At 69.5% G+C, this 13,980-nt stretch carries 14 protein-coding genes; 10 read left to right on the plus strand and 4 right to left on the minus strand.

Features of this window, described 5'->3' with window-relative positions:
* Positions 1-119 precede the first annotated feature (119 nt).
* Positions 120-2,330: a rhodanese-like domain-containing protein gene (locus ACF8NF_RS19045; protein WP_392451037.1), complete on the minus strand. Its 2,211-nt coding sequence runs from the start codon at positions 2,328-2,330 to the stop codon at positions 120-122.
* 234 nt (positions 2,331-2,564) lie between these two features.
* Between ACF8NF_RS19045 and ACF8NF_RS19050 the strand changes: the two genes are divergently transcribed.
* Positions 2,565-3,554, plus strand: a complete 990-nt coding sequence (locus ACF8NF_RS19050) for a tripartite tricarboxylate transporter substrate binding protein (protein WP_016450776.1) — start codon at positions 2,565-2,567, stop codon at positions 3,552-3,554.
* A gap of 15 nt (positions 3,555-3,569) precedes the next feature.
* Here ACF8NF_RS19050 and ACF8NF_RS19055 read toward each other — a convergent pair whose 3' ends face one another.
* Positions 3,570-3,986, minus strand: coding sequence for a tautomerase family protein (locus tag ACF8NF_RS19055; protein WP_013800576.1), 417 nt, complete (start codon positions 3,984-3,986; stop codon positions 3,570-3,572).
* A 61-nt stretch (positions 3,987-4,047) separates the two neighbouring features.
* On the minus strand, positions 4,048-4,854 hold the full coding sequence (locus ACF8NF_RS19060) for an SDR family oxidoreductase (protein ID WP_203400377.1): 807 nt from the start codon (positions 4,852-4,854) through the stop codon (positions 4,048-4,050).
* A gap of 162 nt (positions 4,855-5,016) precedes the next feature.
* On the opposite strand from ACF8NF_RS19060, the gene ACF8NF_RS19065 reads away from it, so the two are divergent.
* Positions 5,017-5,583 carry a helix-turn-helix domain-containing protein gene (locus ACF8NF_RS19065; protein ID WP_016452655.1) on the plus strand — a complete coding sequence of 189 codons (567 nt, stop codon included), beginning with the start codon at positions 5,017-5,019 and terminating at the stop codon, positions 5,581-5,583.
* Positions 5,584-5,624: 41 nt separating this feature from the next.
* On the opposite strand, the gene ACF8NF_RS19070 is transcribed toward ACF8NF_RS19065, so the two are convergent.
* Positions 5,625-6,188, minus strand: a complete 564-nt coding sequence (locus ACF8NF_RS19070; RefSeq protein WP_061289985.1) for a fasciclin domain-containing protein — start codon at positions 6,186-6,188, stop codon at positions 5,625-5,627.
* 311 nt (positions 6,189-6,499) lie between these two features.
* On the opposite strand from ACF8NF_RS19070, the gene ACF8NF_RS19075 reads away from it, so the two are divergent.
* From ACF8NF_RS19075 to ACF8NF_RS19110, 8 genes are all read left to right on the plus strand, one after another.
* Positions 6,500-7,471, plus strand: coding sequence for a ferritin-like domain-containing protein (locus tag ACF8NF_RS19075; protein WP_016450780.1), 972 nt, complete (start codon positions 6,500-6,502; stop codon positions 7,469-7,471).
* A 91-nt stretch (positions 7,472-7,562) separates the two neighbouring features.
* Positions 7,563-7,790, plus strand: coding sequence for a hypothetical protein (locus tag ACF8NF_RS19080; protein WP_061289982.1), 228 nt, complete (start codon positions 7,563-7,565; stop codon positions 7,788-7,790).
* A 45-nt stretch (positions 7,791-7,835) separates the two neighbouring features.
* Complete coding sequence (locus tag ACF8NF_RS19085; protein ID WP_392451038.1) at positions 7,836-9,206, plus strand: Nramp family divalent metal transporter; 1,371 nt, start codon at positions 7,836-7,838, stop codon at positions 9,204-9,206.
* A 149-nt stretch (positions 9,207-9,355) separates the two neighbouring features.
* A complete protein-coding gene (locus ACF8NF_RS19090) occupies positions 9,356-9,835 on the plus strand; it encodes a rhodanese-like domain-containing protein (RefSeq protein WP_392414366.1) in 480 nt (159 codons plus the stop codon).
* Between the two features lie 12 nt (positions 9,836-9,847).
* Positions 9,848-10,762, plus strand: coding sequence for a serine O-acetyltransferase EpsC (gene epsC / locus ACF8NF_RS19095; protein ID WP_392451039.1), 915 nt, complete (start codon positions 9,848-9,850; stop codon positions 10,760-10,762).
* Positions 10,759-11,031 carry a helix-turn-helix transcriptional regulator gene (locus ACF8NF_RS19100; protein WP_012207587.1) on the plus strand — a complete coding sequence of 91 codons (273 nt, stop codon included), beginning with the start codon at positions 10,759-10,761 and terminating at the stop codon, positions 11,029-11,031. Before epsC ends, ACF8NF_RS19100 begins: the two co-directional genes overlap by 4 nt.
* 82 nt (positions 11,032-11,113) lie before the next feature.
* Complete coding sequence (locus ACF8NF_RS19105) at positions 11,114-12,046, plus strand: family 2A encapsulin nanocompartment shell protein (protein ID WP_392451040.1); 933 nt, start codon at positions 11,114-11,116, stop codon at positions 12,044-12,046.
* Between the two features lie 12 nt (positions 12,047-12,058).
* Positions 12,059-13,957: a family 2A encapsulin nanocompartment cargo protein cysteine desulfurase gene (locus ACF8NF_RS19110; RefSeq protein WP_097201311.1), complete on the plus strand. Its 1,899-nt coding sequence runs from the start codon at positions 12,059-12,061 to the stop codon at positions 13,955-13,957.
* Positions 13,958-13,980 lie beyond the last annotated feature (23 nt).

A 13,980-nucleotide genomic window follows, 5' to 3' on the forward strand; every position in this document is an offset into this window, starting at 1 on the left:
GCGCGCTTCTTTGCTTCCTTTCTTATCGCGCGATAAGAAAGGGAGTCGGCCGCCGGGCCGAAACCCGGCCTCGAAAAACAACCACCCGGCAGGGACAAAAAGCAGACCCCGAGCCAGACTCAAACAGCAGCCAGCAGCCGAATCCCAGCAGAACCATCCCGCTCCAACTGCTCAACCAGCCCCAACTCCCAATCCAGATAAGCCCGAAACCCCGCATCCCTCAACCCCAGATCCCGATGCGCATAAGGGCTGTACCACTGGTCATCATCCCCCGTCAGCACATCCGCATCCCCCTGCCCCAGCGGCAGTCCGGCAGCAGCCCAGGCAGAAGTGCCGCCAACGACGGAGCGCACATCGCGCCCGGTGCGCGCCGCCAGTTCGGCCGCCACGCTGCGCGCCAGCACGCCGTCCGGCGAGGTCAGCACCACGACCTGCGCTGGCGGCAGGGCCTGCACGAAGGAGGGCAGACGATCAGGCACGGCAAAGCGCGCACCGGCGATGTGCTGCTTCTCGAAGGCGGGCCGGCTGTCCACGTCGAAGACGATGGCCCGGCCTTCGCCCAGCAGTTCCTGCGCCTGCTGCACGGACAGCTGCGGCGCAGGCGCGTGGGAGGCGAGCACGCGCACGGGTTCGGCGCCGGTTTCCAGGGTGGCCAGCGCGGACGGAACGTAGGTGAAGACTTCCCAGCCCAGCTGGGCCAGCCAGGCGCCGGTGGTGAGGGCGCGCACGCCGTCCCAGTCGGCCAGCACGATGCGTGCGCCGCGCGTGGCCGCGTATTCGTCGGTGGCCTGCACGAGCTGGCCGCCCGGCGCCCAGCGCCAGCCGGGCAGGTGACCGGCCTGGTATTCCTCGCGGGTGCGCACGTCGAAGCGGTAGAGCGTGCGTTCGGTGGCTTCGGACTCGAAGCGGGCCAGTTCGGCCGCATCAATGGATTGCACGCCCGCGCGCTGCGCCACGCTGGCTGCGCGCTCGCGGGCGGTGGCCAGGGCGACGGCGCCGGGCTCGGGCAGCGGGGTGCGGCGGCCATGGGCCAGCCTGCGGCCGGTGAGCAGCCAGTCCATGGTGCCGTTGCGCAGCGAGACGACAGGGTTGGGGATGCCGGCATCGATCAGGGTCTGCGCGCCCACGATGGAGCGCGTGCGGCCCGCGCAGTTGACGACGACCAGGGTTTGCGGGTCCGGGGCGATTTCGCCGATGCGGTAGACCAGTTCGGCCGCCGGCACGCTGAGCGCAAAGGGCAGGCTGAAGGCCGCGAATTCCTCGGGGGTGCGGCTGTCGACGACGACGATGTTGTCGCCGCGCTGCACGCGCGCGCCCAGCTCGTCCGAGGTGATCCAGGGCGTGTGCTTTTCATGCTCGATGACTTCGCCGAAGGCCTTGCTGGGCACGTTGGTGCCGCTGAAGATTTCCAGCCCCTCGGCCGCCCAGCCCTCGGTGCCGCCTTCCAGCACGGAGACATTGGGCCAGCCCAGGCGCACGAGCTTGGCGGCGGCTTCATGGGCCAGCGTGCCGTCGCCATCCACCAGCACGATGCGCGTGCCGCGGCGCGGCACCAGGCGGTCGATGAGCTGCTCCAGCCGCCAGGCCGGGGCCGGCGCCGCGAACAGGATGTGGCGGTGCGCGAAGACACCGGCCTCGCGCACGTCGAGCACGGCGATTTCCTCGCCGTCGGCCAGGGCCTGCCGGAGCGCGGCGGGCGTGACCAGCGCATGGCGAATGGACTTGGGCGGGCCGAAGGTGCGGAAGCTGCCGCCCTCCAGGCTCTCGAAGACCACGCGCTCGGGCATGCGCTCCAGGCCGCGCCCGTAGAAGTGCAGGTGCAGGCCGGGCTCCTCGCCGATCAGCTCGATGGTGTGCACGTCGGTGGGCGTGAGCACTACCGAGGTTCCGCTGCCGACATCGACGCTGCGGCCCACCGCCAGGGTGTCGCGCAGCGGGTCGTCGGTCTTGCCGCGTGTGAAGAACACGTTGCGCTCCACGCCTTCGACGCCCGCGATGATGGCCCAGGTAGTGTGGTCATGCGGCGGCTGGGACTTGCCCGGCAGGCCGGTGGACAGGTACAGGGCATAGCGCCCGCCCAGGTCTTCGCTGAGCCGGTAGACCTGGGCCGGGTTGCTGGCCGAGACGGGGAAGTGCGCGTGCGGGAACAGTTCGCGCTGCAGGCCCAGCGCCTCCAGCTCGCGGGCCACGGCCTGCAGTTGCTCGGGCGTGGCCCGTTCGGGATCGGGGAGCAGGCGCCGGGCCGTGGCGATGAAGCCGGTGATGGCGGCCGCGCGGCGGCTGGCCACGTCGCTGCCGCTGAAGTCGATGGAGAGATGGGTCTGTGTCATGGGAGTGCCTGGGGGGACGTTCGCGGGAGGACACGAAGTTAGGCCTCTCCCGCCCCGGCGCCAACGACGCATTGCAGATATGGATATGAGCTTTGGGCACTGCGCGCGCATGCGTGGCGCAAGCGTGACGCACGTTGTGCGGCAGCCGCATATGCATAGCCGCAATGCTTAGTTCACGCCGCGCCAGGAGCCTCCCAGACTGCGGGCATCGACTCTCTGCACTCCGGCACTCCCATGATCCGCACCCCGTCTGCGCTGCGCGCACTGCTGCTTCCCCTGTTCTCCGCCCTGGCCCTGCACGCGCCTGCGGCCCTGGCCTCGGCCGACAGCTTTCCGAACAAGCCGGTGCGCATCATCGTGCCCGTGGCGCCCGGGGGCAGCGCCGACAAGCTCACGCGCACGCTGGCCGACAAGCTGGCCGCGCTGTGGGGCCAGTCGGTGGTGGTGGAGAACGTGGCCGGGGCCAGCGGCACCATCGGCGCGGCCAAGGTGGCCAAGGCCGCGCCCGACGGCTACACCCTGCTGCAGCAGGGCGAGGGCCTCACGCTCAACGGCCTGCTGTTCGCCCAGTTGCCCTACGACACGCAAAAGGCCTTCACGCCCATCATCAAGGCCGTGGTCAATCCGCAGGTGCTGGTGGTCAACCCCGGCACGGGCCTGAACACGCTGGGCGACTACCTGGCCCGCGCCAAGGCCAAGCCGCAAAGCATCAGCCTGGGCCTGCCCGGCAATGGCGGCATTGCCCATGTGGCGCATGAAATCCTCACGCAGGAGACGGGCGCCAAGGTCAACTACATCCCCTACCCGGGCGGTGGCCCCGCCGCGCTGGACGTGCTGGGCGGCCACACCGACGCCACGCTGATCACGCTGGCCGCCGTGACCGAGTACGTGCGCGCCGGCAAGCTGCGTGCCCTGGCCGTGACCACGCCCTACCGCTCCGACGCCCTGCCCCAGGTACCCACCATGGCCGAGGCCGGCGTGCCCGGCTTCTCGGTGGAGAGCTGGCAGGGCTACTTCGCGCCGGCGGGCACGCCCGCGCCCATCGTCGCCAAGATCAACCGCGACCTGCAGACCGTGCTGCAGGCCCCCGATGTGCGCGCCCAGCTGGAGCACATGGGCTTCAAGGTGGCGGGCGGCTCCCCTGCCGACCTGGGCCAGAGCCTGCAAAGCGAGCGCCCGCGCTACGCCCGCGCGATCCAGTCGGCGGGGCTGTCGCTGCGCTGAGATGCAGGCAGGTCCTCAGAGGGGAGAGGGCCGATTGTCCAGGCGCCACTTCTCCCCCTCGGGCGTGCCCGGCACGGGCGGGCGCAGGCCCTGGATGCTCCACAGGCTGAAGGGCGTCTCGTCCACATGCATCTCCCAGCGCAGGCCACGGTCGGCGATGAAGGGGGACAGCTGCCGCCGCACGCCTTCGAGGAACCGTGTCTTGGTCTCCTCGTCGCGGATCTGCCGCGCGATGTGGTCCACGGAGATGCGCACGAAATCGTCGGCAGGCTCTCCGCCGATGAAGAACGAAGTGCGCGCCACGGCCTCGAACACCACGCCCACGTAAAAGCGCGGCAGGTCGCCGTAGACGGCCGTGATGCGCTGGGCGATGGCCTGTTTGTCTTCATCGCTGAAGGCGTTTTCGGGGTGGTAGATCTTCCACAGGGGCATGGTTTTCTCCGGGGGCAAAAAGAGGAGTACGGGAATCCGGGGTGGCGACGCAGCGCGGCCGTCAGGCCGGCTGGCCTGCATCCGCAGCCTGGTAGCGCGCCGCCGGCACGCCGCTGAGCGTCAGCACCTTGACGAGATCGGCGCGCGATTGGTCAAAGTCCAGCCAGGCGGTCGTGCTGCCCAGCGTGGGAAAGCAGATGGCCTCGCCCTGGTCCAGCGCCGCCAGGGCCGTGTCCACCAGGGTCTCGGGCGACATGAACAGGTGCTCGGGAAAAGGAGAAGGCTTGCCCCCGAAGAACTCCGAGCGCACCAGGCTGGGCATCACGGCCTGCACGGTGACGCCGCTGGGTGCCAGCTCGGCCTGCAGCGAGCGCGTGAAGCTCAGCACATAGGCCTTGGAGGCGCTGTAGCTGGAGGCGCCCGGCAAGGGCATCAGGGCCAGGATGGAGCCGATGTTGATCAGCGTGCCCCGGCCGCGCGTGGCGAACAGCCGCGCTGCCGCCAGCGACAGCCGCGTCAGCGCATGGATGTTGACCATGACCAGGCGGTCAACTTCGCGCGCATCCACCTGGGCCGCCGGACCCAGGGCGCCCAGGCCGGCGCAGTTGACCAGCATGGCTATGTCGCGCTGCCCATCGAACAGGGCCTCCACGCGCTGCAGGCCGGCGGCGTCGGCCAGGTCGGCCGCCACCACCTCGACCTGGCGGCCATGGTCGTCGCGCAGGCGCTGTGCCAGCGCCTGCAGCCGGTCCAGGCGGCGCGCGACCAGGATCAGGTCATGTCCGCGTGCGGCCAGGCGATCGGCATAGACGGCGCCGATGCCGGAGGAGGCGCCAGTGACGACGGCGGTGCCTTGATGCGTGCTCATGGGAGAAGTCCTTGCTTGGGTCAAGCGGTGGTTGAAAGTGGCTTCAACTATAAACTTCAATCATTAGAGCTACAAGCACGCAATCCACCTTTGCGGGCCGGGCTTGCGTTTTGCTGAGACACTCCAGGCCTGCGACAACGCGAACAGACAACGAGGAATTCCATGCGATCCAAGAGCTTCGAGGGCATGGCCTGCTCGATCGCCACCACGCTGGAGGCCGTAGGCGACCGCTGGGCCATGCTGGTGCTGCGCGACCTGATGCTGGGCCTGAGCCGCTATGACGACCTGAGAAAGTCCACGGACATCACCAACGCCACGCTGACCGACCGCCTGCGCCAGCTGGAGCAGTCCGGCCTGGTAGAGCGCCGCCTCTACCAAAGCGGCCCGGACCGCTACGAGTACCTGCTCACACCCAAGGGCCGCGACCTGTCCCTGGTGATCCAGGCGCTGGCCCAGGTCGGCGACCGGTGGCGCCTGCAGCAAGAAGCGCAGCCGCCCATGCGCTTTGTGCGTGCGCAGTCGGGCACGCCCCTGCGGCTGGCGCTGGTGGAGGAGGAATCGGGCCGCAGCGTGCCTTTTTCCGAGCTGCGCGTGGAGGCCGGCCCCGGCGCGGACGACCTGACGCGCTGGCGGCTGTCCAAGCTGGCCGCGCAGGCCGGGACGCCGGCAGCGGCTTGCGGCGTTGCGCCCGCAAGGCGCATGGCGAAGGCGCAAGGCTCCGGCCACTGACCACGGCGGTCAGTGGCCGGCCCGCTCGCTGCCCGTGCCGCTCACTTGGGCAGCAGCACCTTGTCGATCACGTGGATCACGCCGTTGGACTGGTAGACGTCGGGAATCGTCACCGTGGCCATGCCGCCCTTTTCATCGGTCAGCATGATCTTGGAGCCGCTGGACTTGGCCACCAGCGTGCCGCCGCTGACGGTCTTGATGCTGGCCATGCCCTTGCCGTCCTTGATCATCTTGGACAGCGCCGCTGCATCCCACTTGCCGGACACCACGTGGTAGGTCAGCACCGTGGTCAGCGTGCCCTTGTTCTCGGGCTTGAGCAGGGTGTCCACCGTGCCTGCGGGCAGGGCCTCGAAGGCGGCATTGGTGGGCGCGAAAACGGTGAACGGACCCGGGCCCTTGAGCGTATCGACCAGGCCCGCCGCCTTGACGGCTGCGACCAGGGTGGTGTGGTCCTTGGAGTTGACGGCGTTGTCGATGATGTCCTTGGACGGCAGCATGGGTGCGCCGCCCACCATCACATCGGCCATGGCAGCCACGGAGGCAGCCGACATCACGATGGCCAGGCCGAACGAGGCCAGCTTGCGGGTGTTTTGAATCGAGATCATGGAATGCTCCTAGCGGGTTGATGACAAGCCGAACGATTCCGGCTGATCTGGATACGCAGCGCAGCGGGGTCTGGATTCAAAAAAAACGGCGATCGACGTCAAACACAAAAAGTTACAACCACTTTCAATTGCGGCACATCCAGACCTGCGCGGCCTGCGTACTGCCGGATAGCGGGGACGCATCCCATTCCCCTGGAGCAGGTGGCCACCTCTTCAGTGGAACGCGCTTTCGCCACACCCGTGTGCTTTCGGCCGGAGGCGCATTCTTCACGTTGACCGTTCGCGCCTGCCGCGAACCGAGAGGAACCATCATGTCTGACGAATCAGTGTTGATCGGGGTTTTGCAAAAACGTGCCAAGAAGCTGGAGGACAGGCGCCAGTTCTTCCGCAAGACCAGCGGCGTGGCCGTGGGCATGGCGGGCGGGGTGATCCTGTCCGCCTGCGGCGGTGGCGGGGGCGATGCGAATGCGCAGGCCAACGGGCCCACGGATGCGGAGATCCTGAACTTCGCCCTCAACCTGGAGTATCTGGAGTCGCAGTTCTATCACTACGCGGTGTTCGGCACCGGCCTGCCCGCCAACCTGCAGTCGGGCGTGGGCACGCAGGGCGCCATCACGGGCGGCCGTGCCGTGGCCTTCAAGGACCCCGTGGTGGCGCAGTACGCCAAGGAGATCGCCCAGGACGAGATCGCCCACGTGGCCTTCCTGCGCGCGGCGCTGGGCTCGGCCGCGGTGGCGCAGCCGCAGATCGACATTGGCGGAACCGACCCGAACGGCGCCTTCTCGGTGGCGGCGCGAGCGGCCGGGCTGGTGGGCGCGGGCACGGCCTTCGATCCCTATGCGAGTGACGAGAACTTCCTGCTGGGGGCCTTCATCTTCGAGGACGTGGGCGTCACCGCCTACAAGGGCGCATCGCCGCTGATCACCAACAAGACCTATCTGGAGGCAGCCGCCGGCATCCTGGCCGCCGAGGCCTACCACGCAGGCCTGGTGCGCACGGTGCTGTACGCCAAGGGACTGGCCACGCCCGCGCTGCGCACGGCGGCCGGCGCCATCTCGGATGCGCGCGACAGCCTGGACGGCTCCACCGACGTGGACCAGGGCATCACGGGGGATGCCACCACGTCCAACATCGTGCCGCTGGATGCCAACGGCATCGCCTACAGCCGCTCGCCGGGCGACGTGCTGAACATCGTGTACCTGACCAAGGACACGGCGACCAAGGGCGGGTTCTTCCCGTCCGGCGTGAACGGCTCGCTGGTGATGAGCAGCGCCTACGCCTGACGCGGACCGCCCGCCTGCCCCGCACCGGCCGGGGCAGGCGGGCTTCCCCGGGGCTGGCCCGAGACAAGCGTTCCCCTGCCAAGGAGTTGCCATGATGTCCCTTCTGCCTTCATCCGCCCCCCGCACGCCGGCCAGCACGCCACGGCGCCTGAAACCTGCCACCGTGGCGCGCCGCTGCGTGGGCAGCCTGATTCTGCTGGCCGGCGCGGTCATCGTGACCGCAGATCTCGTGGCGCTGTGGCGCGGCGCAGGCACTGATGCCGCACCCGCCGCCGCAGCCATGGCACCCGCCAGCAGCCTGGTGCCGACGGCCCGATAGGCATCCCCCCTGCAACCGCGTGCCCCCGCCGGCGGAAAGGCCCCCATGAACGACACCGTGCTTGCGGCTGAACAGGGCCGCTTCGGCGCCATCGAACCGGACCACGGCCACGCGGGCACGCCCAGCCTGCCGCAGGTGCATCGCAGCATCGCCGTGCCGCGCGGCGACAGCCGCTCGGACAACGCGCGCCGCGTGCTGGCGTTTGCCGGGCCCGGCTACATGGTGGCCGTGGGCTACATGGACCCGGGCAACTGGGCCACCTCCATCGCGGGCGGCTCGCAGTTCGGCTACTCGCTGCTGGCGGTGATCTTTGCCTCCAACCTGATGGCCATGCTGTTCCAGGCGGCGGCCGTGCGCCTGGGCCTGGCCAGCGGGCGGGACTTGGCCCAGGCCTGCCGCGCGCAGTTTTCACCGCGCATCAACCTGGTGCTGTGGTTCTTCTGCGAGATCGCCATCGTGGCCTGCAACCTGGCCGAGGTGCTGGGCATGGCCATCGGCCTGAACCTGCTGTTCGGCCTGCCGCTGCTGGCCGGCGTGTGCATCACGGTGGTGGATGTGATGCTGATCCTGGCGCTGCAAAGCCGGGGCTTTCGCTGCCTGGAATCGGTGGTGATCGCCCTGGTGGCATTGATCGGCCTGTGCTTTGCCGCCCAGCTGGTGTGGCTGCAGCCGCCCGTGGCGGCCGTGCTGCGCGGCCTGCTGCCGGGCATGGAGATCGTGGCCAATCCGCAGATGCTGTACCTGGCCGTGGGCATCGTGGGGGCCACGGTGATGCCGCACAACCTGTACCTGCATTCGTCCATCGTGCAGACACGCCGGCATGACACCACGCCCCAGGGCACGCGCCAGGCCATCCGCCTGGCCACGCTGGACTCCACGGTGGCGCTGGGGCTGGCGCTGTTCGTGAACGCCGCCATCCTGGTGGTGGCGGCCGGCGCGTTCAACCGGCCCGGCCAGGCGCCGGTGACCGAGCTGTCGGACGCCTACCACCTGCTGTCGCCGCTGCTGGGCGTGGGCATCGCCAGCGCGGTGTTCGGCGTGGCGCTGCTGGCCTCGGGGCTGAGTTCTTCGGTCACGGGCACGCTGGCCGGGCAGATCGTGATGGAAGGCTTCTTGCAGATCCGCCTGTCGCCCGCGCTGCGCGCCCTGCTGACGCGCTGCATCGCCATCGTGCCCGCCGTGGTGGCCACCGCCTGGTTCGGCAGCACCGGCGCCAGCGCCCTGCTGGTGTTCAGCCAGGTGGTGCTGAGCCTGCAATTGCCGTTTGCCATCGTGCCGCTGCTGCTGTTCACCACGCGGCGCAAGACGCTGGGGGAGCTGGCCTTTGGCCCAAGGATGTCGGCAGTGCTGTGGTGCTGCGCGGCCCTGGTGGTGTCGCTGAACCTGTGGATGCTGCAGCGGGTGCTGACGGCCTGATCGCCCGAACCGGGCATGGCGCCGCGCGGCGCCTTCATAGACGTTTTGCTTCTATCAAACGCCGCTCTTGTTCGTTGGTGGCTTGCCGCGAAGTTCTTAGATTGGTGCCCATAGCCACCAACCCGCGAACTCTCCGCAAGGACGACGACATGACAGCCCTCACTTTGGAAACCGCCTTGCCCCGGGCGCTGCAGGAGGCACAGGACCACGCCCGCGCACAGGGGCTGGGCCACGCAGGCGGCGTGCGCCCGCCCGTGGCCTGGGCGCTGGTGCAGGCCGGCCAGGCCGTGCTGGTCGATGTGCGCACGGCCGAGGAACGCAAGTTCGTCGGCCAGGTGCCCGGCACCCTGCACGTGCCCTGGGCCACGGGCACGGCGCTGACGCGCAACCCGCGCTTTGCCCGCGAGCTGGAAGCGCGCCTGGCCCCGCACGGCGGCAAGGAGGCCGTGGCCCTGCTGCTGTGCCGCAGCGGCAAGCGCTCGGTGCTGGCGGCCCAGGTGGCGGCCCAGGCCGGGTTCGCCCATGTGTTCAACGTGCTCGAAGGCTTCGAGGGCGAGATCGACGCGCGCCAGCAGCGCGGCAAAAGCGACGGCTGGCGCTTCCACGGCCTGCCCTGGATTCAAGACTGAAGGAGCACGCAGATGGCCAGTTTCGACATTGCCGGACTCACCCAGAACCTGCATGCGGCGCGCCGCGAATGGCGCGAGGCCCACGGCCGCACCCAGGAGCCCGGGGCGCGCGAGTTTCCCTCGCGCGACGCGCTTTCCACCCTCATCGACCAGCTCAAGGCAGCCCTGTTTCCCATGCGCCTGGGCCCGCACGACCTGCGCCAGGAAAGCGAGGACATCTTCGTGGCGCACCAGCTGGACTCGGCCCTGCATTCGCTGCTGGGCCAGATACGGCTGGAGCTGCGGCTGTCCGCGCCCCACACGGCAGCGGGCGCCGATGCCATGGCGCTGGACATCGCCCGCGCCTTTGCCGAGTCCCTGCCCCAGATCCGCCGCCTGCTCGACAGCGACGTGCTGGCCGCCTTCCAGGGCGATCCCGCCGCGCGCAGCGTGGACGAGGTGCTGCTGTGCTATCCGGGCGTGCTGGCCATGATCCACCACCGCCTGGCCCACCAGCTGTACCTGCTGGAGCAGCCGCTGCTGGCGCGCATCGTGGCCGAGCTGTCGCATGCGCAGACGGGCATCGACATCCACCCGGGCGCGAAGATCGGGCGGGGCTTTTTCATGGACCACGGCACGGGCGTGGTGATCGGCGAGACCGCCGTGATCGGCGAGCGCGTGCGGCTGTACCAGGCCGTCACCCTGGGCGCCAAGCGCTTTCCCACCGACGAGCACGGCCACCTGCGCAAGGGCCTGGCACGCCATCCGGTGGTGGAGGACGACGTGGTCATCTACGCGGGCGCCACCATCCTGGGCCGCGTCACGCTGGGGCGCGGCGCCGTCATCGGCGGCAATGTCTGGGTGACCGAGGACGTGCCGCCCGGCGCCCACGTCACCCAGGCCCATGCGCGCGAGCACGCGCAGCAGCCCCGGGAGGTGGCCCTATGAGCACCCGTCTTGTCACCAGCTTCGGCATTGCCGTGCGCCAGGCGCGCGAGGCCCATGGCTGGTCGCAGGAGCGGCTGGCCGAGCACTCGGACCTGAACCGCTCCTACGTGGGAGAGATAGAGCGCGGCCGCGTCATCGCCTCGCTGCTGACCGTGGAGAAGCTGGCCGTCTCGCTGGGCGTGCAGCCCTCGGCCCTGGTCATGCGCGGCGAGACCGTGGCCCACGACCAGCTGGTGCGCGGCCTGCGCTTGGCGGCTATAGCATGTTGAAGACATGTGCGCGGGCCGGGACACTGGCCCTGTTTCCCTCCTTCCCCTTCCCTTTTTCCTGAACTGATCACGGAGTCTGCACATGTTGGCAACAGTGGGCGGCACGACCGCGCTAGGCGACAACGCCGCGCGGCAACTGGCCAACGCAACCAAAACCGTTCCCCAGCTTTCGACCATCAGCCCGCGCTGGCTGACGCACCTGCTGCAATGGTCGCCGGTGGAGGCGGGCATCTACCGCCTCAACCGCGTCAAGAACCCGGAGGCCATCAAGGTCACCTGCACGGCCAAGCAGGAAGACAACCAGCTGCCGCGCACCTATGTGGACTACGAGGAGCAGCCGCGCGAGTACTTCCTCAACGCCGTCTCCACCATCCTGGATGTGCACACGCGCATCTCCGACCTCTACAGCAGCCCGCATGACCAGATCAAGGAACAGCTGCGCCTGACCATCGAGACCATCAAGGAGAACCAGGAAAGCGAGCTGATCAACAACCCCGACTACGGCCTGCTGGCCCAGGTCACGGACGAGCAGCGCATCTTCCCGCTGACCGGCGCGCCCACGCCCGACGACCTGGACGAGCTGCTGACCAAGGTCTGGAAGGAGCCCGCCTTCTTCCTGACCCACCCGCTGGCGATTGCCGCCTTCGGCCGCGAGGCCACGCGCCGCGGCACGCCGCCGCCCACGGTCAGCCTGTTCGGCTCGCAGTTCATCACCTGGCGCGGCATTCCGCTGATCCCCTCGGACAAGGTGCCCGTGGCCGATGGCAAGAGCAAGATCCTGCTGCTGCGCGTGGGCGACAAGCGCCAGGGCGTGGTCGGCCTGTACCAGCCCGGCCTGCCGGGCGAGCAAAGCCCGGGCCTGTCGGTGCGCTTCATGGGCATCAACAACCATGCCATCGCGTCCTACCTGATCTCGCTGTACTGCTCGCTGGCCGTGCTCACGCCCGACGCGCTGGCCGTGCTCGACGATGTCGAGATCGGCAAGTACCACGACTATCCCGACACCTACAAGTAAAGAGGCCGGGCGTTGACCGTGTCTGCAATCACCTCCGTGGCGCCCCAGGCGCCCTTCGACCCCGAGGCGCTGGCGCGCATGGCCAACGCCCTGTTCTCCGCCGCACCGGGATCGGCTCCTGCCCTGCCGGGTCTTCCGGGTCTTCCCGGCCTGCCTGCTGGCGTGCAGGCCCCCGTGAACGTGGCGCCGCCCGGCTCGCCGCTGGCCAGCCCCGCAGGCCTGGGCCCCGGCGTGCCGGGCACGCCCATCCCGCAGGGCCTGGCGCCGGGCAGCAACCTGCTGCCGGCCTCGCCCGCGCCGCTGGCCTCGCTGGCCCACCGCGCGCCCGCGCTGCTGCCCCATGCCCAGGCCGGCAACGGCGTGCCCGACCATGTCGTGAGCGCCCTGCCCGCCTACGAGCCGCGCCTGGGATCGCAGGTGCTGGGCGTGCCCCAGCGCCAGGGCGATCCGCTGGATGCGCTGGCCGCGCTCCCGTTCACGGCACCTGCTGCACCTGCGGCACCCGCCGTGCCGCGCATCGGCGTGCCCACAGAAGGGCCTGGCATTGCGTCCACCGTGCCTTCGGCCGAGCCGCGCTTTTACTTTGTCGATCCCGTGGTACTGCCCGCCGGCTACACCACGCCGGCCCATCCGCTGCAGCGCCAGCAGGCTTCGCACGGGGCAAGGCATGGAGCGGCCGGCGTGCAGGCGCCCTTCGACGTGCATGCCGTGCGCCGGGACTTTCCCATCCTGTCCGAGCGCGTCAACGGCCGGCCCCTGGCCTGGCTGGACAACGCGGCCACCACGCACAAGCCGCGCGCGGTGATCGAGCGCATCCGCCATTTCTACGAGCACGAGAACTCCAACATCCACCGCGCGGCGCATGAACTGGCCGCGCGCGCCACCGACGCCTACGAGGGCGCGCGCGAGCGCGTGCGCCGCTTCATCAACGCGCCCGACGTGAACGAGGTCATCTTCGTGCGCGGCACCACCGAGGCCATCAACCTGGTGGCCAAGAGCTGGGGCTGGCAGCATGTGGGCGAGGGCGACGAGATCATCGTCTCCCACCTGGAGCACCACGCCAACATCGTGCCCTGGCAGCAGCTGGCGGCCGCCAAGGGCGCGAAGATCCGCGTGATCCCGGTGGACGACTCGGGCCAGGTGCTCATCGATGAATACCGCAGGCTGCTGAACCCGCGCACGAAGATCGTCTCCGTCACCCAGGTCTCCAACGCGCTGGGCACGGTCGTGCCCGTGCAGCAGATCGTGGAGCTGGCCCACCAGGCGGGCGCCCGGGCCCTGGTCGATGGCGCGCAGTCGGTCTCGCACATGGCCGTGGACGTGCAGGCCATCGGTGCGGACTTCTTCGTGTTCTCGGGCCACAAGGTCTTCGGGCCCACGGGCATCGGCGTGGTATGGGGACGGCGCGAGGTGCTGGAGGACATGCCGCCCTGGCAGGGCGGCGGCAACATGATCGCCGACGTGACCTTCGAGAAAACCGTCTACCAGCCCCTGCCCAACACCTTCGAGGCCGGCACCGGCAACATTGCCGACGCCGTGGGCCTGGGCGCCGCCATCGACTACGTGCAGGCCCTGGGCATGGAGCGCATCGCGCGCTACGAGCACGATCTGCTGCAGTACGGCACGCAGGCGCTGGCGCCCATCCCCGGCCTGCGCCTGATCGGCACGGCAGCCGACAAGGCCAGCGTGCTGTCCTTCGTGCTCAAGGGCTGGACCACGGCCGAGGTGGGCGAGGCGCTCAACGCCGAAGGCATCGCCGTGCGCACCGGCCACCACTGCGCCCAGCCCATCCTCAGGCGCTTCGGCGTGGAGACCACGGTGCGGCCCTCGCTGGCCTTCTACAACACCACCGAGGAAATCGACCGGCTGGCGGCCGTGGTGCAGGGGCTGGCGGCGCGCAGGCGGGGTTGAGCCCCGGGCTTAGCCCAGGCGTC

Source organism: Delftia sp. WSY_22, from assembly GCF_043104185.1.
Taxonomy (GTDB): domain Bacteria; phylum Pseudomonadota; class Gammaproteobacteria; order Burkholderiales; family Burkholderiaceae_C; genus Comamonas; species Comamonas tsuruhatensis.

Bases quoted from the DNA above. Each gene is read 5' to 3' on its own strand.
- ACF8NF_RS19045 (WP_392451037.1), bottom strand. From the start codon at position 2,330: ATGACACAGACCCATCTCTCCATCGACTTCAGCGGCAGCGACGTGGCC.
- ACF8NF_RS19050 (WP_016450776.1), top strand. From the start codon at position 2,565: ATGATCCGCACCCCGTCTGCGCTGCGCGCACTGCTGCTTCCCCTGTTC.
- ACF8NF_RS19055 (WP_013800576.1), bottom strand. From the start codon at position 3,986: ATGCCCCTGTGGAAGATCTACCACCCCGAAAACGCCTTCAGCGATGAA.
- ACF8NF_RS19060 (WP_203400377.1), bottom strand. From the start codon at position 4,854: ATGAGCACGCATCAAGGCACCGCCGTCGTCACTGGCGCCTCCTCCGGC.
- ACF8NF_RS19065 (WP_016452655.1), top strand. From the start codon at position 5,017: ATGCGATCCAAGAGCTTCGAGGGCATGGCCTGCTCGATCGCCACCACG.
- ACF8NF_RS19070 (WP_061289985.1), bottom strand. From the start codon at position 6,188: ATGATCTCGATTCAAAACACCCGCAAGCTGGCCTCGTTCGGCCTGGCC.
- ACF8NF_RS19075 (WP_016450780.1), top strand. From the start codon at position 6,500: ATGTCTGACGAATCAGTGTTGATCGGGGTTTTGCAAAAACGTGCCAAG.
- ACF8NF_RS19080 (WP_061289982.1), top strand. From the start codon at position 7,563: ATGATGTCCCTTCTGCCTTCATCCGCCCCCCGCACGCCGGCCAGCACG.
- ACF8NF_RS19085 (WP_392451038.1), top strand. From the start codon at position 7,836: ATGAACGACACCGTGCTTGCGGCTGAACAGGGCCGCTTCGGCGCCATC.
- ACF8NF_RS19090 (WP_392414366.1), top strand. From the start codon at position 9,356: ATGACAGCCCTCACTTTGGAAACCGCCTTGCCCCGGGCGCTGCAGGAG.
- epsC (WP_392451039.1), top strand. From the start codon at position 9,848: ATGGCCAGTTTCGACATTGCCGGACTCACCCAGAACCTGCATGCGGCG.
- ACF8NF_RS19100 (WP_012207587.1), top strand. From the start codon at position 10,759: ATGAGCACCCGTCTTGTCACCAGCTTCGGCATTGCCGTGCGCCAGGCG.
- ACF8NF_RS19105 (WP_392451040.1), top strand. From the start codon at position 11,114: ATGTTGGCAACAGTGGGCGGCACGACCGCGCTAGGCGACAACGCCGCG.